At 73.8% G+C, this 17,101-nt stretch carries 14 protein-coding genes, 1 pseudogene and 1 riboswitch; of the genes and pseudogenes, 7 read left to right on the top strand and 8 right to left on the bottom strand.

The window, feature by feature from the left end; genetic code table 11:
* Positions 1-33: 33 nt before the first annotated feature.
* Positions 34-1,656, top strand: a complete 1,623-nt coding sequence (groL, locus tag ACFY29_RS20300; RefSeq protein WP_328420948.1) for a chaperonin GroEL — start codon at positions 34-36, stop codon at positions 1,654-1,656.
* Between the two features lie 56 nt (positions 1,657-1,712).
* Here groL and ACFY29_RS20295 read toward each other — a convergent pair whose 3' ends face one another.
* The 3 genes from ACFY29_RS20295 to ACFY29_RS20285 all read right to left on the bottom strand — a co-directional run bounded on the left by ACFY29_RS20295 (position 1,713) and on the right by ACFY29_RS20285 (position 5,660).
* On the bottom strand, positions 1,713-1,949 hold the full coding sequence (locus tag ACFY29_RS20295) for a hypothetical protein (RefSeq protein WP_328420946.1): 237 nt from the start codon (positions 1,947-1,949) through the stop codon (positions 1,713-1,715).
* Positions 1,950-2,035: 86 nt separating this feature from the next.
* Positions 2,036-2,971, bottom strand: coding sequence for a GNAT family N-acetyltransferase (locus tag ACFY29_RS20290; protein ID WP_386988200.1), 936 nt, complete (start codon positions 2,969-2,971; stop codon positions 2,036-2,038).
* 70 nt (positions 2,972-3,041) lie between these two features.
* Entirely contained in the window at positions 3,042-5,660 is a 2,619-nt protein-coding gene (locus ACFY29_RS20285) for a S8 family serine peptidase (protein ID WP_386988198.1), read from the bottom strand.
* Between the two features lie 80 nt (positions 5,661-5,740).
* On the opposite strand from ACFY29_RS20285, the gene ACFY29_RS20280 reads away from it, so the two are divergent.
* On the top strand, positions 5,741-7,558 hold the full coding sequence (locus ACFY29_RS20280) for a glycerol-3-phosphate dehydrogenase/oxidase (protein WP_328426131.1): 1,818 nt from the start codon (positions 5,741-5,743) through the stop codon (positions 7,556-7,558).
* A gap of 87 nt (positions 7,559-7,645) precedes the next feature.
* The gene (locus ACFY29_RS20275; protein ID WP_386988195.1) at positions 7,646-8,179 is read left to right on the top strand and encodes a hypothetical protein; all 534 of its coding nucleotides are present in this window, start codon (positions 7,646-7,648) and stop codon (positions 8,177-8,179) included.
* A 52-nt stretch (positions 8,180-8,231) separates the two neighbouring features.
* On the opposite strand, the gene ACFY29_RS20270 is transcribed toward ACFY29_RS20275, so the two are convergent.
* Entirely contained in the window at positions 8,232-9,632 is a 1,401-nt protein-coding gene (locus ACFY29_RS20270; RefSeq protein ID WP_328420939.1) for an FAD-linked oxidase C-terminal domain-containing protein, read from the bottom strand.
* A 68-nt stretch (positions 9,633-9,700) separates the two neighbouring features.
* Between ACFY29_RS20270 and ACFY29_RS20265 the strand changes: the two genes are divergently transcribed.
* A complete protein-coding gene (locus ACFY29_RS20265) occupies positions 9,701-9,985 on the top strand; it encodes a DUF4031 domain-containing protein (protein ID WP_328420937.1) in 285 nt (94 codons plus the stop codon).
* On the opposite strand, the gene ACFY29_RS20260 is transcribed toward ACFY29_RS20265, so the two are convergent.
* Positions 9,957-10,613, bottom strand: a complete 657-nt coding sequence (locus ACFY29_RS20260) for a metal-dependent phosphohydrolase (RefSeq protein WP_386988193.1) — start codon at positions 10,611-10,613, stop codon at positions 9,957-9,959. The two genes, ACFY29_RS20265 and ACFY29_RS20260, sit on opposite strands and share 29 nt — an antisense overlap.
* 107 nt (positions 10,614-10,720) lie before the next feature.
* Here ACFY29_RS20260 and ACFY29_RS20255 point away from each other — a divergent pair, with 107 nt between their 5' ends.
* Positions 10,721-11,956 carry an aromatic acid exporter family protein gene (locus ACFY29_RS20255; RefSeq protein WP_386988529.1) on the top strand — a complete coding sequence of 412 codons (1,236 nt, stop codon included), beginning with the start codon at positions 10,721-10,723 and terminating at the stop codon, positions 11,954-11,956.
* Positions 11,957-11,982: 26 nt separating this feature from the next.
* Here the strand turns inward: ACFY29_RS20255 and ACFY29_RS20250 are convergent.
* Positions 11,983-13,253: pseudogene (locus ACFY29_RS20250) on the bottom strand (aminotransferase class V-fold PLP-dependent enzyme).
* Between the two features lie 46 nt (positions 13,254-13,299).
* A riboswitch (SAM riboswitch) is annotated at positions 13,300-13,420 on the bottom strand.
* Between the two features lie 23 nt (positions 13,421-13,443).
* Here ACFY29_RS20250 and ACFY29_RS20245 point away from each other — a divergent pair.
* Complete coding sequence (locus ACFY29_RS20245; protein WP_328420931.1) at positions 13,444-14,928, top strand: PrsW family intramembrane metalloprotease; 1,485 nt, start codon at positions 13,444-13,446, stop codon at positions 14,926-14,928.
* 15 nt (positions 14,929-14,943) lie between these two features.
* Here the strand turns inward: ACFY29_RS20245 and ACFY29_RS20240 are convergent, their stop codons facing one another.
* On the bottom strand, positions 14,944-15,111 hold the full coding sequence (locus tag ACFY29_RS20240) for a hypothetical protein (RefSeq protein ID WP_386988190.1): 168 nt from the start codon (positions 15,109-15,111) through the stop codon (positions 14,944-14,946).
* Positions 15,112-15,234: 123 nt separating this feature from the next.
* A complete protein-coding gene (locus tag ACFY29_RS20235) occupies positions 15,235-15,573 on the bottom strand; it encodes a GroES family chaperonin (protein WP_386988187.1) in 339 nt (112 codons plus the stop codon).
* A gap of 105 nt (positions 15,574-15,678) precedes the next feature.
* Between ACFY29_RS20235 and ACFY29_RS20230 the strand changes: the two genes are divergently transcribed.
* On the top strand, positions 15,679-17,031 hold the full coding sequence (locus tag ACFY29_RS20230; RefSeq protein WP_386988185.1) for an AI-2E family transporter: 1,353 nt from the start codon (positions 15,679-15,681) through the stop codon (positions 17,029-17,031).
* The last annotated feature ends 70 nt before the right edge of the window (positions 17,032-17,101 follow it).

Raw genomic sequence — 17,101 nt, 5'->3', positions numbered from 1 at the left:
GTGGCCCGTGAGTGTCCAGGAGGACAACGCCGTATGGCCAAGATGATCGCGTTCGACGAAGAGGCGCGCCGCGGCCTCGAGCGAGGCATGAACCAGCTCGCTGACGCCGTAAAGGTGACCCTCGGCCCCAAGGGCCGCAACGTCGTGCTCGAGAAGAAGTGGGGTGCCCCCACCATCACCAACGATGGTGTGAGCATCGCCAAGGAGATCGAGCTCGAGGACCCGTACGAGAAGATCGGCGCTGAGCTGGTCAAGGAGGTCGCCAAGAAGACCGACGACGTTGCCGGTGACGGCACGACGACGGCGACCGTCCTGGCCCAGGCCCTGGTTCGTGAGGGCCTGCGCAACGTGGCCGCTGGCGCCAACCCGATGGCCCTGAAGCGGGGCATCGAGGCCGCGGTCGCGAGCGTCTCGGAGGAGCTGTCCAAGCTCGCCAAGGACGTCGAGACCAAGGAGCAGATCGCCTCCACCGCCTCCATCTCTGCTGGCGACAGCACCGTCGGCGAGATCATCGCCGAGGCGATGGACAAGGTCGGCAAGGAAGGCGTCATCACCGTCGAGGAGAGCAACACCTTCGGCCTGGAGCTTGAGCTCACCGAGGGTATGCGCTTCGACAAGGGCTACATCTCGGCCTACTTCATGACCGACCCGGAGCGCATGGAGGCCGTCTTCGACGACCCCTACCTCCTGATCGTCAACAGCAAGATCTCGTCGGTCAAGGACCTGCTCCCGATCCTGGAGAAGGTCATGCAGTCGGGCAAGCCGCTGCTGATCATCTCCGAGGACATCGAGGGCGAGGCCCTGGCCACCCTGGTCGTCAACAAGGTCCGGGGCACCTTCAAGTCCGTCGCCGTCAAGGCGCCGGGCTTCGGTGACCGCCGCAAGGCCATGCTCGCCGACATCGCCATCCTCACCGGTGGCCAGGTCATCAGCGAGGAGGTCGGCCTCAAGCTGGACGCCGTCGCCCTCGACATGCTGGGCCGCGCCCGCAAGGTCGTGGTGACCAAGGACGAGACCACCATCGTCGATGGTGCCGGCGACGCCGAGCAGATCCAGGGCCGGGTCAACCAGATCCGGGCCGAGATCGACAAGAGCGACTCCGACTACGACCGGGAGAAGCTGCAGGAGCGGCTGGCCAAGCTGGCCGGCGGCGTTGCGGTGATCAAGGTCGGCGCGGCCACCGAGGTCGAGCTCAAGGAGCGCAAGCACCGCATCGAGGACGCCGTTCGCAACGCGAAGGCCGCCGTCGAAGAGGGCATCGTCCCGGGTGGTGGCGTCGCGCTGGTGCAGGCCGGCAAGACCGCCTTTGACAAGCTGGACCTGGTCGGCGACGAGGCGACCGGTGCCAACATCGTCAAGGTCGCGCTGGACGCCCCGCTGCGGCAGATCGCCGTCAACGCCGGCCTCGAGGGCGGCGTTGTGGTGGAGAAGGTCCGTAACCTCGAAGCGGGTCACGGCCTCAACGCCGCCAACGGCGAGTACGTGGACCTGCTGGCCGCGGGCATCATCGACCCGGCCAAGGTGACTCGTTCGGCGCTGCAGAACGCCGCCTCCATCGCGGCGCTCTTCCTCACCACCGAGGCTGTTGTCGCGGACAAGCCGGAGAAGACCCCGGCTGCCCCGGCTGGCCCGGGTGGCGGGGACATGGACTTCTGAGTCCAGTTCCGACACCGAACGGGGCGGGCCGCTGACGCGGTCCGCCCCGTTCGTCGTCAGGTGGGCAGGGGGCGCTGGTTGCGCCGCTTCTGCGCCCGGTCGTACGGCGGAGGCAGTTGGATGGGTGCGTCCACCATCTCCTGCGGCTCCTCGATCACCGGTTCTGCCATCTCGGCCAACTGCTCGGCGTCGCCGTAGTCGAGCCGGTCGAACGGCAGTTGGCCGGGGAGTTCGCCGACCGGTTTCCAGGTGACGGGCGGGCCGTCCTCGGTCTGGTCGTCATCCGTGGTCATGGCTGCCTCCTCTACCGAAACGGTAGGGGGCGTCGATGCCCGACGCGGGCGAATGGGACTATCTGGGTCTATATCCTATTCGCCCGTTATTTGCCGTTGAGCGTCCGTCGGTACAGGAAGAAGACCCGCTCGATCCGGGCGCCCGCGCTGCCCGAATAGAACGGCACCGGCCCGACCCAACCGATCTGCGCCCGGTCCAGCCCCGCCGACTGTTGGTCGCGTAGGCAGCGCCGCAGCAGCACCCCGCCGATGCCCGAACCCTCGGCGGCCGGCGCGGTGCCCATCGGCCCGAACCAGCTCGGTCGGGACGAACCGTAGGCGGCGAAGCCGAGCAGCTCGCCAGCCCGCTCCGCCAGGTGGCAACCGGCGCCCTCGCGACCCACCGACCCGGCCAGCTCCCCGTCCCACGCGCCACCGAAGGTGGACCGGGCGAACGCGGCCAGCGCCGGTAGGTCCGCCGGCTCGGCCCGACGTACCGTGATGCCCTGCCCGGCCAGCCGCCGCTCCGCCGCCTCGGTGGACCGCAGCGCCGGCGACTCGTCGTACGACAGATCGGCGGTCATGTTCCAGGCGGTCCGATCCTGCCGGTAACCCAGTGCCAGGGCGGTGCAGACCGCCGGCGTGTAGCGCACGTCGATGCCCGGCCAGGCGTAGTACGGCGGGTTCCCGGCCAGCAGCACCTCGGTCGCCCCGCGCTCGGCGAGCACCTGCTCGGCCCGCTCCAGCAGCGCCCGGCCGACACCCCGGCGACGCTGCTCCGGAAGCACCGCGACCAGGTCGACGTGCCCGAGGCCCGGGTCGGCCGAAGACACCGAGCAGAGCAGCACCCCGACCAGGTCCCCACCCCGGTACGCGCCCAGCCCGACCACCAGCCGGTCGGCGGCGGCCCGGGGCCAGAGCGCGTCCACCACGGGCCCCGCCTCGGTGGCGTCCTCCGGCAGGTCGAGCGCCTGCTCGCAGAGCCGCACCACGGCGGGGGTCAGGTCGACGGTCAGCTCGGTGATGGTGATCTCGGCGTCCATGGTCGCGACCCTAGATCACCGAGTACCGGTTTCGACTCCCGCCATCGTCTCGATGAGGACAACCGCAGGCTCAGGGCCGGGCGGCTCGGACGGCGGCGTAGGCGTCGACCTGGCCGGCCCCGGTGACGTTCGCCGGGCCGCCGCAGGCGTCCGCCGTGTTGCGGGAGCGGTAGGTCGGCACGGCCGGCGTGGCGGTGTCCCGCAGGATCTGCCGGGTCCGGGCCAGGTCGCCGACCAGCGCCGGGTTCGCCGACCACATCAGCGCCACCACCCCGGCCACCTGCGGGGTAGCCATCGAGGTGCCGTCGAGCGCGGCGTACCCGCCGCCCGGCATGGCCGACACCACGTCCACGCCCGGCGCCAGCACGTCCGGCTTGCGGGGGCCGCCCGGTACCGGCCCCCGCGAGGAGAACTCGGCAACCCGTCGCTGCGCGTCCACCGCGCCCACGGTCAACACGTCCGGGTACGGCGCGGGCGGGTCGGCGATCGACTCGCACCATGGGCCGGTGTTGCCGGCCGCCGCGACGACGAAGATCCCGGCGGCATCCAGCGCGGCGGTGGCCGGTCGCAGCACACCCGGGTCGCAGCCCTCGATCGGTGGGCAGCCCCACGAGTTGGTCAGCACCTGCGGGGCGCGCTCCGGCCGGCCGTCGGTGAACGGGTCACCGCCGGCCGGGAAGGGCGCCAGCATGAACTGAAGGCAGTCCAGGTAGTGCCCCGGGCTGCCCAGGTTGCGGTCCAGGTTGACGCAGCCCACCCACTGCGCGTCCGGCGCCACCCCGATGCCGCCCCGCCCGACCGCGCTACCCACCGTGTGGGTGCCGTGCCCGCCCTGGTCGGTCGGGGTCCGGGTGCCGTCCCACGGGTCGAACCAGGAGTCGTCCCCGCCCCGGAACCCGGCCCGCAGCGCCGGATGGGTGCCGTCCACCCCGGAGTCCGAGCTGCCCACCACGATGCCCGCGCCGGTCACCCCGAGCTGCGACCAGACCCGGTCGGCGCCGAGTTGGCGGATGTTCCATTCCGGACCGGTCGGCGCGGGGGCGGTGCCCCGGCTCTGCCCGGCCGGGGCCGGCAGTGGCCGCAGTCGCTGGCTGACCAGCACCCGGGCCACCCCCGGTCGGCGCTCGAGCCAGGCCCGCACCGCCGGACCGCCGTCCACCTCGACCGCGTTCACCAGGTAGTACGACACCGGGTTGAGCCGCAGCCGGGTCAGCTCCCGACGGAGGTCGGCCTGGCTCCGGTCGGCGGTGGTCACCAGTCGCCGGTACACCTCCGCCGCCCGGGCGTCCCGCCCCGCCCGGCCCGGCACACCGGCCGGCACGCCGGTCAGGTCGGCCTGCTCGCGCAGCACCACCAGCAGCCGTTCGCCGTACAGGCCGGGCTGCCCGGGCCCGACGTCGACGACGACGGCCGTGACCAGCAGCACCACTGCGGTCAGCGCGGCCATCCGCCGGCTCGGCGTGCGGGCGGCCGGCCGGGCCAGCAGCAGCGCGTACCCGATGGCGACCAGGACCGCGACGGCGAGCCCGACACCGGCGGCGGCCGCTACCCAGAACGGCACGTCGCGGGTGCCGGCCAACAGCACGCTGATCTCTTCCGGGTCGGTGAAGGCCAGCGGGCCGAGCGCGGTCAGGCCCACCAGCCAGCCGGTCGCCGCCCGACCAGCGCGCCCGGCGTCCGCCGTCGGTTCCCCGGCGTCTGCCGTCCCGTCGGCGGCCGGACGCCAGGTCGCGGCCCACAGGGCGGCCAGCGCGAAGCCCACCGGCGGCAGGGTCAGCAGCGCGGGTAGCTGCGCGCCGGACTGGCCGGTGCCGGCCGCGAGCAGCAGCAGCGTCACCCCGGCGACCAGGCCGCCGACCAGGACCAACCGGGCCGGCCGGGGAGGCCGGCCGATCGCGAACCGGGACCAGAAGGCGGCGTCCAGCAGCGTCGCGGCCAGCGCGCCGAGTGCGGCCGCCGCCAGCAGGGCGAGCGCGGTCTCCAGCAGGCCGCCGAGCGCGCCCAGCCACGCCCACGGCAGCAGCAGCGCCAGCCCGGCGGCGACCGCGAGCAGCGGCACCGGACCGGGCCGGGCCGGCCTCCGCCCGGGTCCGGCCGAGCCGCCGATGATGTCCGCCAGCGCGGCGCTTCCAGTCGGCTCGGGGGCACTGGCGATGTCGCCGGGCGCGGCGCTTCCGATCGGGGGTGCGGCGGCGTCCCTGCCGGGCGTCGCGCCGATCGACCCGCCGGACGTTGAGCGACGCGCCGAGCGGCGTGCCGTCCAGCGCAGGACGAGCGCGGTGAGCGCCGCCGTGGCGGCCAGCGCGGCGAGGTACGCCTCGTGGTGCACCGGCGGCACGATTCGCAGCAGCGTGAGCACACCGAGCGCGAGCGCCCCGCCCAGCCAGGCCCGGCCGGTGGCGCGGACCGCGGCCGACCGGGGCAGCAGGGCCAGCAGCAGCGCGGGCGTGCCCACCAGCACGACGGTGGCAAGGCCCAGCAGCGGCCAGAGCGAACCGATCCGGTCCCGTCCGAAGCCCAGCAGCACCTGGTCGGTGAGCCAGCCACCCGCCTGGGTGGCCACGGTGACCCCCACCGTCCAGCAGCCGGCCAGCACGGCCGCGACCACCGGCCACGGACTGGCCCGGCCCGGGTACGACGGCTGGTGGTGCGACGGTGGACCAGCGGGTGACGGAGAGCCGACCTGCATGACGTGAACAGTACGGGGCGGGCGGCGCATGTCGGCACGATGGCATCGGCGGTTACGGTGGACAGGTGCGCGACCCCAATATCTCCCGATCCGTAGCCGGTCAGCTCTCGCCGGTCCGCCGCGCTGCCGACCTGCGCCGACTCCGCGGCGAGCGCTTCGACGTGCTGGTCATCGGGGGTGGGGTGACCGGTGCCGGCGCCGCCCTGGACGCGGCCTCCCGAGGCCTGAAGGTGGCCCTGGTCGAGGCACGCGATCTTGCCGCGGGCACCTCCAGCCGGTCCAGCAAGCTCATCCACGGTGGCTTGCGCTACCTGGAGCAGTTGGAGTTCCACCTGGTCCACGAGGCGCTGACCGAGCGCGGCCTGCTGGCCACCCGGCTCGCGCCACACCTGGTCCGCCCGGTGCCGTTCCTGGTGCCGCTGCCGGCCGGTCGGGGCCTGCGGGACCTGCCCGCCCGGATCTTCCGCCGCTCGTACTACGGCGCTGGCGTCGCCGCCTACGACGCCTTCGCAGGGGTCTTCGGCGGTGGCCGGGGCATGCCTCTGCACCGGCACCTGACCCGCGAGGGTGCGCGGCGGATCTTCCCGAGCCTGCGGGCCGACGCGCTGGCCGGGGCGATCCGGTACTACGACGGGCAGGTCGACGACGCCCGGCTGGTGGTCACCCTGGCCCGCACCGCGGCCAGCCTCGGCGCCACGGTGGTGAGCAGCGCCCGCGCCGTCGGGCTGATCCGGCAGGCGCGTGAGGTGACCGGCGTCCGGGTCCGCGACCTGGAGGCGCCGGCCGGCTCACCGGACGCGGAGTTCGAGGTGCACGCCCGCACCGTCATCGCCGCCACCGGGGTGTGGAGCGACGACATGTCCCGGATGCTCAACGACGTGGGCCTGCGGCCCGGCGTCCGGGTGCGCGCCTCCAAGGGGGTGCACCTGGTGGTGCCCCGCTCGGCGATCACCGGCGAGACCGGGCTCATCCTGCGTACGGCGAGCTCGGTGCTCTTCGTCATCCCGTGGGGCGGGCACTGGATCATCGGCACCACCGACACCGACTGGCGGCTGGACAGGTCCCACCCGGCTGCCTCGGCCCGCGACATCGACTACCTCCTGCAGCAGGTCAACGTCGTCCTGGACCGGCCGCTGACGACCGCCGACATCGAGGGCGTCTACGCCGGGCTGCGCCCGCTGCTGGCCGGCGAGGCCGACTCCACCTCGAAGTTGTCCCGGGAGCACGCGGTCTTCGAGCCGATGCTCGGGCTGCTGCTGGTCGCCGGCGGCAAGTACACGACGTACCGGGTGATGGCCTCCGATGTGGTCGACCGGGCCGCCCGGCGGCTGGGCGGCGCGCGCGCCTCGCGCACCGCCGACCTGCCGCTGCTCGGCGCCGACGGCTACCCGGCCATGTGGCGGGACCGGGCCGACCTGGCCCGCCGGCACGGCGTACCGGTGGGCGTGGTGGAGCACCTGCTGGAGCGGTACGGCACCCTCACGCTGGACCTGCTGGCGCTGGCCGACGCCGATCCCCTGCTCGCGTCCCCGCTGGCCGGTGCCCCCGAGTACCTGGCCGCGGAGGTCACCTACGCGGCGCGGGCCGAGGGCGCACTGCACCTGGAGGACGTGCTGACCCGGCGGACCCGGATCTCCTTCGAGACCAGCCATCGAGGGCTGGAGTCGGCGGAACACGCCGCCGAGTTGATGGGTGCCGTGCTCGGCTGGGACGCGGCCACCCAGGCACGCGAGGTCGAGCACTACCGGGCACGGGTGGAGGCGGAGCGGCAGTCCCAACTGATGCCGGACGACGCCGCTGCGGACGCGGCCCGGCTCGGCGCTCCGGACGTTCGGGGCTTCGCGGCCGACCGGGGTGGCGACGACGATCAGGCTGAGTTGCGCCCGTCCACTCGGTGACGAAAAGAAACGTTACCGAAGGGTAACCATCGATACCGGCCCGGATGGTGGTTTCGGTCGAACCTACGGTGGGGTAGGTTTCCGCGCGTGCTGTACCGCGCGCCCTCCCGCCTGCTCATTCCCCTTCTCGCTGCGGCGCTGGCCAGCGCCCTGACCGGGTGCTCGCTGTTCGACCGGAACGGCGGCGACACACCGGGGGTGCAGTCGGCCGGAGTCGCAGCCGGCGGGCCGGCGCTCGAGGTTCCCACGACGGTCGCCGCGGGGCAGGTCAGCCTGCTCCAGAGGCTCGGCGCCGACGGCCCGCTGCGCACGCTGAGCGTCGAGCGGGACGGGGCGTGGCAGTGCCTCGACTGTGCCGGTGACGGGGTCACCTCCCGGGGCACCCTCGCCCCGGAGCAGACCGAACGGCTCCAGGTGCTGCTCGCCGACCCGACGCTGGCCAAGGAGACCGATCAGGTCCGGCAGTACCGGCCGACCTGCATCGACGCGCTGACCTCCAGCCTGCTCACCTCCGCCGGGCTGGTCACCTCGCAGGACTGCCCCGGCGAGGAGCGCACGAAGGTCGCCGGGGAGATCCTGCTGCTGCTCACCCAGGCGACCCCGGCCGAGGTCGAGGGCTGATCCTGCACCGAGGCGTCGGCCGGGCCTCGCCGGGTCCGGGTCCGGGTCCGGGTCAGAGCACCTTGCCGGGGTTGAGTAGGCCGTCCGGGTCCAGCGCCGACTTGATGGCGTGGTGCACCCGGACCCCGACCGGGCCGATCTCCCGGGCCAGCCAGTCCCGCTTGAGCAGCCCCACGCCGTGCTCGCCGGTGCAGGTGCCGCCCAGGTCCAGGCCGAGCTGCATGATCTCGTCGAACGCCCGCCGACCCCGCTCCAGGCTCGCCGGGTCGGCCCGGTCGACCACGATGTTCGGGTGCATGTTGCCGTCTCCGGCGTGCCCCACCACGCCGATCGGCACGTCGCAGTCCACCGCGATCCGGGCCACGCCGTCCAGCAGGGCGGCGAGCGAGCCGCGCGGCACCGCCACGTCGTCGATCACCAGGCCGCCGTTGCCGCCCGGGTAGGCGTCGGCCGCGAACTTCTCCATCGCCGGGTGGGCCAGGCGCCGGGCCTGCAGCAGCGCCGCCGCCTCCACCGCGTCGGTGGCCGCGTAGACCTCGTCGGCGCCGGCCGCCTCGCACACCTCGGCCAGGCCGGCCAGGTCGTCCGCGGCCCGGCTGCCGGTGTCCGCGGCTGCCAGCAGCAGAGCCTGGGCGTCGGTCCGCAGCCCCATCGGCTGGTACGCCTCGATCGCCCGCAGGTGGGTCTGGTCCAGCAGTTCCAGCAGGCTGGGGGTGAGCCCTCGGGCGGCGATCTCGGCCACCGCCGCGCCGGCCGCCGCAGTGGAGGGAAAGACCGCCACCAGGGTCAGCGATTCGGCCGGGGCGGGGCGCAGCGCGACGGTCACCTCGGTGATCACCCCGAGGGTGCCCTCCGAGCCGACGAAGAGCCGGGTCAGGTCGTAGCCGGCCACCCCCTTGGCGGTACGCCGGCCGGTGCGCAGCACCTCGCCGGAGGCGAGCACCACCTCCAAGCCGAGCACGTACTCGGTGGTCACGCCGTACTTGACGCAGCACATGCCGCCGGCGTTGGTGGCCACGTTGCCGCCGATGGTGGACGACTCCCAGGAGCCGGGGTCCGGCGGGTACCAGAGCCCCTGCTTGGCCACCGCCGCGGCCAGCGCCGCGTTGACCACCCCCGGCTGGACCACCGCGATCCGGCTCACCGGGTCGATCTCCCGGATCTCGTCCATGGCGACGGTGCTCAGCACCACCGCGCCGTCCACGGCGTTGGCCGCGCCGGCCAGCCCGGTCCGCGCGCCCTGCGGCACCACGGGTACGCCGTGCCGCGCCGCCGCCCGGATCACCGCGACCACCTGCTCGGTGGTGCGCGGGCGGGTCACCACCAGCGGGGTGCCGGCGGCGCAGAGGTCGGCCTCGTCCCGCTGGTGCATGCGCAGCAGGTCCGGGTCGGTGAGCACGGCGGTCTCGCCCAGCGCCGCGCGCAGGTCGTCGAGGAGTGGGGTGGGGGCCATGTAGCTGAGGCTAGGTTGCCGACCGCCGATCATCAACGTGATCAACTGCGCGGGCTAACTTGGGCACCATGCTCTACCTGGACCGGCCTGCCTGGCCGTGGCGCGGTCGGCTCTGGTCGCACCTGATCAGCGACGTCTCCTACGCCGAACTGCACGCCTTCGCCGAGGCGCTGGGTGCGCCCCGGCGCGGCTTCGACCGGGACCACTACGACATCCCGGCCGAGCGGTTCGCGGCGGCGGTGTGGCTCGGTGCCCAGGTGGTGCCGAGCCGGGAGCTGGTCCGGCTGCTCCGGGACGCCGGCCTGCGCCGCCCGAAGCATCTGGTCAGTCCGCCGGCGGCCCGGCAGCGGTGAGCGTGGCCAGTTCGCGGCGCAGGTTGTTCCGGGCCGGCTGTTCCCACCGGCCGGCCAGCGGTGGCAGCCGGAACAGCGCCGGCAGCGCCAGCAGGCCGGTGAGCACCATGGCTCGGCCCACCCGAAAGGCCGGCTCCGGCACGTGCGCGTACTCCCGCCGGATGGCCGCCGCATAGCGGTCGTAGGTGGCCGGCGGGGCGGCCAGCACAGCGAGGTCCGCGTCGCAGAGCAGCTCGCCGTCCCGGTCGCCCGGGGCCACCACGTGCCCGGCGGTGAGCAGCACCAGCCGGCGCACCTCGGCCACCGCGGGCGCCGGCACCCCGAGCTCGGTGAGCACGGTCCCCGCCAGCGTGGCGCTGTCCCGTTCGTTGGCGTCGCCGGCGGCCCGCGGGTCGTAGACCGCGTCGTGGCACCAGGCCGCCAGCCGGACCAGGTCGGCCCGGTCGGCCAGCCCCGCGTGCCGGTCCACCACGTCCAGCACGGCGGTCAGGTGCACCGCCGTGTGGTAGTGCCGGTGCGGCTCCCGCCACCGGGAGAGCAACTGCTCCCCAGCCCGGGTCGTGTCCGCGCCGGGCTTCGCCCCGGCGCCCCGGGCTGCCGCCCGCCACCGGTCCAACAGATCGGCCACCGCCCGAGTCTGCCGCATCCGACGCGAGCGGCGCGGAGCGGGAGGATTCAGCGCGTGTGCCACGGGTAGTCGCGCCCATGGCCGTGCCCCGGGACAAGCGACCTCCGATGGTGCGGCGTACGGCGCTGCGCGAAGGGTTGGTGGACATCGACGGCGCGCGGATCGCCGAGGCCACCGAGGAGCTGCGCCATCGCAGTCGGGCCACGCTGCACGACCGGCTGCACCGGGTGCGAATGGCCGGCGGGCTGGCCGTGCAGGCCGGGCTGGCCGCCGGGCTGGCGTACTACGTCTCGCACCGGCTGCTCGGCAACCCGCAGCCGGTGTTCGCGCCGATCTCCGCGGTCGGCACCCTGGCCGCGTCGGTCGGTCAGCGGTTCCGCCGGACCGTGGAACTGATCGTCGGGGTGGGGATCGGGGTGGCCATCGGCGACTTCCTGATCTACCTGCTGGGCACCGGGGCGTGGCAGCTCGGCCTGGTGGTCACGGTGGCGATCCTGCTCACCATCTTCGCCGGGGCCAGCGTGGCCATCGTCATCCAGGCGGCGGCCACGGCGGTGCTGATCGTCACGCTGAGTCCGCAGACCGAGAATCTGGAGATCCCGCGCTTCGTCGACGCGTTCCTCGGTGGTGGGATCGCGCTGCTGGTGACGGCGGTGCTGCTGCCGCTGAACCCGCTCCGGGTGCTCAATCGCGCTGCCCGACCGGCGCTGGACCTGCTCGCCGCCCAGCTCGACGCCACGGCCGACGGGCTGCGCAACCGGGACCGCGCCGGCATCCAGCAGGCGCTCGAACGATTGCGCAACAACAAGGAGGAGCTGGCCACGTTGGCCGAGGCGATCGAGGGGGCGAAGGAGACCGCCACCCTCTCCCCGGCCCGCTGGCACCGGCGCGACGAGCTGACCCACTACGCGGAGGCGGCCGACCCGATTGACCGGGCGATGCGCAACACCGGCACGCTGATCCGCCGGGCCGTGACGCTGATCGAGGACGAGGAGCCGGTGCCGGATCCGATGCCGGACGGCATCGGCCACCTCGCCGAGTCGGTCCGGCTGCTCAAGCACGAGTTCGCGGTGGGCGAGGAACCGGAGAAGGCCCGGGAGCGGTCGCTGCGGGCGGTCAGCGAGGCCGGTCGGGCGTACGGAGCCGGGGTCGGCTTCTCGGGCAGCGTGGTGATCGCCCAGATCCGGACCACCGCGAGCGACCTGCTGGTGGCCTCCGGGATCGACCAGGAGGAGGCGAACCGGTGGATCCGTACCGCCTTCGGGGAGCAGGAGCGGCCGATCGGTGAACCGGCCGAGCCGGGCGAGACGCCGAAGCCGCCCACCGCCCCACCGGTCGGCTGACCGGGGCCGCGGCGCTCCGCCCGCCCTCAGCCCAACGCGGCGAGTGCGGCGAGAAGCCGGTCCACCTGCGCGGCCGTGCTGCCCAGGCCGATGCTGGCGCGCAGGGCGGTGGGCGGCAGGTCCCGCCGGCCGGTCCCCGCCGCCTCGGCGAGCAGCCGCCGGGCCAGCGGATGGGCGCAGAACAGCCCGTCCCGTACGCCGATCCGGTGCTCGGCGGCCAGCCGGGCGGCCACGTCGGCGGAGTCCCACCCGGCGACCACGAACGACACGATGCCGACCCGGGGCGCGTCCGGGCCGAAGGTGCGCAGCTCCACCACATGCGGCAGGGCGGCGATGCCGGTCCGCAGCCGGGCCAGCAGTGCCTGCTCGCGGGCCGCCAGCGCGACCCGGTCCGCGTCGGCAAGCGCCGCGCACACCGCGGCCAGCGCCACCGCGCCGACCAGGTTCGGGGTACCGCCCTCGTGTCGGGCCGGGCCGGTCGTCCAGGTCACGTCGTGGGTGGCCGGCCCGACGTGGCTGGTGGCGCCACCACCGGCCAGGTACGGCGGAGCGACGTCCAGCCAGTCCGCCCGGCCGATCAGCACGCCCGCGCCGAACGGCGCGTACAGCTTGTGGCCCGAGACGGCCAGGTAGTCCACGTCGAGCGCGAGCAGATCGACCGGGGCGTGCGGGGCGAGCTGCGCGGCGTCCAGGGCGATCCGGGCCCCGTGCCGGTGGGCCACCCGGGCCAGCTCGGCCACCGGCCATCGCTCGCCGGTCACGTTGCTCGCCCGGTCACCGCGACCAGTACGGGCAGCGCCGGGTTGCTGTCCCGGCGCAGCTCGGTGAGGGCGGCGGCGAGGGCGCGTACCGCCCCGGCGGGGTCGGTGGGCACCGGCAGCCGGACCGAGCCGCGCGGCCAGGGCAGCAGGTTGGCGTGGTGCTCGCCGGCGAAGGTGACCACCGTCGTGCCGGCGGGCAGCGCCCGGGCCAGCAGGTTGAGCGCGTCGGTGGTGTTGCGGGTGAAGATCACGTGGTCTTCGGCGCGGGCGCCGAAGAAGTCACCGACCGTCTGCCGGGCCCGCTCGTAGGCCAGCGTGCAGTGCCGGGACAGCGCTCCGGCACCGCGATGCACGCTGGCGTACCAGGGCAGCAGCTCGGCCACCGCGTCGGCGGCGGCCCGCGCGCACGGCGCGCTGGCCGCGTAGTCCAGGTTGATCTCGCCCGGTACGCCGAGTACGTCGAGCGGCGCCGACGGGGCCGGCGCGGGCGCCACGGCGGACCGGGTGGGAAGCGAGGGTACGAGGGTGACGGACACGCCGGAACCTCCGGGGTCAGGGACCCCGGGTCTGGTGTCGGGACGGGGTCCGCGCTTGCCCAGCACGCCGATCGGGCTGGGCCCGGTCATCACCCGGGGCACCCCACCGCGAACTCGACGAGGGTTGCCGGCCAGCAAGCCGGGGCTTGACGCTGGCGCTCGTGACCTGCAGGCAGCATAGCGACTGCCGATGCGACCAAACCAGCCGGCGGGGGATGGCTACGCTGACCGCATGGCCGACACCCCGCCCGGTGCACCCCTGCCGTCGCCGCCCGCGCCCGCAGCCCCGTCCGCCGGCGAGGCGCCCCGGATGCCGCTGCGCCGACTAGACCGGCGGCGGTTCCTGGTGCTGGCCGGGGTGGTGTTGTTCATCGCCGCCTGCGCGGGCTTCATGGTCTTCACGCTCGGCCAGTCGCTCGGCGTCGAGGCGTTGCTGATCGGGCTGGTCGCCGCCGTCCTGCCGGTGCCGGTGCTGGTCGCCTGCTTCCTCTGGCTGGACCGCTACGAGCCGGAGCCGTTGAAGTACCTGATCTTCTGCTTCGCCTGGGGTGCGTTCGTCTCCACGGCTGCCTCGCTCACCGTGAACGAGTTCGCCGCCGCCCGGTTCAATGACTGGGGACTGCCGGCCGCGCTCACCGGCGTGCTGGTGGCGCCGTTCATCGAGGAGCTGACCAAGGCACTCGGCCCGATCCTGCTGCTGGTGTTCCGCCGCCGGGAGTGGTCCGGGATCACCGACGGCCTGGTCTACTGCGGGCTCTCCGCGGTCGGCTTCGCCATGGTGGAGAACATCCTCTACCTGGGCGGGTACGGCTACGCGGCCGGCGCCGACCGGTACGGCCCGGCGACCGGCACCCAGCAGGTCATCGCGATCTTCATCGTGCGGATCCTGCTGTTCGGCTTCGCCCATCCGCTTTTCACCTCGATGACCGGTGTGGGGCTGGGTGTCGCCGCCCGGACGGCCGACCGCCGGGTCCGGGTGCTCGCACCGGTCGCCGGCCTGCTGCTGGCCATGATGTTGCACGGCACCTGGAACCTGCTGCCCACGCTGACCCAGGCCACCGGCGAGACGGTGATCATGCTGTACGGCTTCCTGGGCCTCATGGTGCCGGTCTTCTTCGGCATGGTGGGGCTGGCGGTGTGGCTGCGTGCGTGGGAGGGGCGGCTCACCGAGCGGACGCTGCCGGACTACGTGCGCGCCGGCTGGCTGAGCCCGCCCGAGGTGGCCGCGTTGAGCAGTCTCGGTCGCCGGCACGCGGCCCGTAGCTGGGCGCGTCGGGTGGCCGGGGACGCCGGGGTGCGGGCGATGCGGGGGTACCAGTTCGCCGCCACCCGGTTGGCCCTGCTGCGCGACGGGACGCTGCGCGGCCTGGACCGCAAGCCGGCCGATCGGGAGCGGACGGCTCGTGAGGAGCGGGAGCTGCTGGAGTCGATCACCTCGTACCGGTCGTTCTTCGTGGGTCGGGACCCGCAGGCCCCGGTCGGGGTCTGGGACGGCAGCCGCTACCACCTGCGCTTCCCGGACGGTTCGCAGCGTCCGGTGGCCGCGCCGGACGAGCCGGTGGTGCCGATTCCGGTGCTGCTGGCCGCGCCGCCACCGCCGGTGGGGTACGCCCCACCCGGCTGGTACGGCGTGCGGCCGGCGGCGCCCGCGCCCTGGCCGCCCGGTCAACACTGATGGGAGGCCGGCGGATCAGGTCATCAGGGTGGTGAGGAAGTCACCGAGGCCCTGGGCCATCGCGACCAGCATCGCCCCGATCGCCTTGAACATCTGCGCGGCACCGTCCGGCCGGAACGCCATGAAGTAGATCAGGAACGCGAGGCTGCCCCAGGCCAACAGCTTCTTCAGGAATACCGGCATCGTCCCTCCCCAGGGCCACGGTCGCCGGATGGCTTCCCGTCGTGCGGCCCGGCAAACGGAGCGACGCCGCGCGCCGGTGCCCGGCCGCCCACGCCGGTGTGCGGCGCGGGGTTGGGGGAGGTCTCAGAGGTAGAGGCCGGTGGAGTCGTTGTCGACGCGCTCGGCGGCCACGGCGTGCACGTCCCGCTCCCGCAGCAGCACGTACCCACGGCCGTGCAGCTCGACCTCGGAGCGGTCGTCCGGGTCGAAGAGCACCCGGTCGCCGGAGACGATGGCGCGGACGTTCGGCCCCACTCCGACGGCGGTGGCCCAGGCGAGGCGCTTGCCGACCGTGGCGGTCGCCGGGATGACGATGCCGGCGGTGGAGCGGCGCTCGCCTTCGCTGCTCTCCATCCGTACCAGCACCCGGTCGTGCAGCAGGCGGATCGGCAGGCCGGCGTCGAGATCCTGGTCGGCGGTCACGCCGCAGACGCTACCGTGTCGGCGACGGCCGGCAGCCGGTGGTTACGCCCGAGGTGACCGGGGCAATGTGTGGCGGAACTGCCCTACGGTGTCGGGAACGGACGTATGCTGTCCGACCTGTCGTCGTGGGCGGGCCGGTTTCTCTCCCAGGAGGTGCGCTTGAGCCGCTTCGAGCGGGTACGCGGGCGGCTCCGCCGCGCCTACCAGTCAGGACGGGACTCGGTACGCGCCGATCGGAGCGCGTCGAGCGACGTCCCGGAGCCCGTCGGGGTGGCCTCGCCCGCCGTGCCGGGGCCCGCCGCGCCGCCGACGGCCACGGTCGTCGGCGCGGAACCTCCGGTGGACGTGCACAGCTCGACCTCCAGCCGCGACGACGCCGACGTCCCGCACGGGCTGCGGATCGCCGCCGCCTGGTGCTGGCGGCTGATCGTGATCGGCGTGGTGGCCTGGGCGCTGCTCCGGATCGTCGGCACGGTCAAGATCGTGATCATTCCGCTGGCCATCGCGCTACTGCTCTCGGCGCTGCTCGCGCCAGCGGTGGGCTGGCTGTTGCGGGCCCGGCTGCCCCGGTCGCTGGCGACGGCGGTGGTGCTGGTCGGCGGCCTGGCGGCGGTGATCGGCACGCTCACCCTGGTGGTCAACGAGTTCATCCGGGGAGTGCCGGAGCTGAGCGAGAAGTCCTCGGAGGGCGTCCGGCAGATCCAGAACTGGCTGAAGACGGGCCCGCTGCACGTCTCCGACAACCAGCTCGACCGCTACATCGACGAGGCGCAGGGCTGGATCAACGACAACACCTCGAAGTTCACCAGCGGCGCGCTGAGCACCGCCGCCACGCTGGCCGAGGTGTTGACCGGCACGCTGCTGGTGCTCTTCGCCACGTTCTTCTTCCTGCGCGACGGCAGCCGGATCTGGCGCTTCCTGGTCCGGCTGCTGCCGGTGGCCGCCCGGTGGAAGGTCGACGACGCCGGCCGGGCCTCCTGGCAGACGCTGGTCGCCTACGTCCGGGCGACGGTGCTGGTCGCCTTCATCGACGCGGTCGGCATCGGCATCTTCCTGGTCATCTTCGACATTCCGTTCGCCTTCCCGCTGGCCGCGCTGGTCTTCCTCGGCGCGTTCATCCCGATCGTCGGTGCGGCGCTCTCCGGCGGCGTGGCGGTACTGGTGGCGCTGGTCGACAGCGGCCCGGTCACCGCGTTGATCATCCTGGGTGTGGTGATCGGCGTGCAGCAGTTGGAGGGGCACGTGCTCCAGCCGCTGATCATGGGACGGGCGGTGGCCCTCCACCCGCTCGCGGTGATCATCGGCATCGCCGCCGGGGTGGTGCTCGCCGGGATCACCGGCGCGCTGGTCTCCGTGCCGCTGATCGCGGTGCTGAACACCGCGGTCCGCAGGCTGGCCGCCCGGACGGTCCCGGACACCCCGCCGGACGCCGTGGTCGTCGCCGCACAGGCTCCCTGACCCGCCGGCTCACTTCAAGATCCACACGGTTTCCTGGAAAGAGTGGTCTCCCCGCTGTCGGAGGCCACTC

Origin of the sequence: Micromonospora sp. NPDC000668 (assembly GCF_042897975.1) — a bacterium.
In the GTDB taxonomy this organism is placed as follows: domain Bacteria; phylum Actinomycetota; class Actinomycetes; order Mycobacteriales; family Micromonosporaceae; genus Micromonospora.
This window is presented reverse-complemented; position numbering and strand designations above follow the sequence as displayed.

Excerpts from the sequence above, each read along its gene's own strand:
- ACFY29_RS20270 (WP_328420939.1), bottom strand. The coding sequence starts at position 9,632 with ATGGCCCCCACCCCACTCCTCGACGACCTGCGCGCGGCGCTGGGCGAG.
- ACFY29_RS20245 (WP_328420931.1), top strand. The coding sequence starts at position 13,444 with ATGCGACCAAACCAGCCGGCGGGGGATGGCTACGCTGACCGCATGGCC.
- ACFY29_RS20230 (WP_386988185.1), top strand. The coding sequence starts at position 15,679 with ATGCTGTCCGACCTGTCGTCGTGGGCGGGCCGGTTTCTCTCCCAGGAG.
- ACFY29_RS20285 (WP_386988198.1), bottom strand. The coding sequence starts at position 5,660 with ATGCAGGTCGGCTCTCCGTCACCCGCTGGTCCACCGTCGCACCACCAG.
- groL (WP_328420948.1), top strand. The coding sequence starts at position 34 with ATGGCCAAGATGATCGCGTTCGACGAAGAGGCGCGCCGCGGCCTCGAG.
- ACFY29_RS20290 (WP_386988200.1), bottom strand. The coding sequence starts at position 2,971 with ATGGACGCCGAGATCACCATCACCGAGCTGACCGTCGACCTGACCCCC.
- ACFY29_RS20265 (WP_328420937.1), top strand. The coding sequence starts at position 9,701 with ATGCTCTACCTGGACCGGCCTGCCTGGCCGTGGCGCGGTCGGCTCTGG.
- ACFY29_RS20295 (WP_328420946.1), bottom strand. The coding sequence starts at position 1,949 with ATGACCACGGATGACGACCAGACCGAGGACGGCCCGCCCGTCACCTGG.
- ACFY29_RS20255 (WP_386988529.1), top strand. The coding sequence starts at position 10,721 with ATGGTGCGGCGTACGGCGCTGCGCGAAGGGTTGGTGGACATCGACGGC.
- ACFY29_RS20240 (WP_386988190.1), bottom strand. The coding sequence starts at position 15,111 with ATGCCGGTATTCCTGAAGAAGCTGTTGGCCTGGGGCAGCCTCGCGTTC.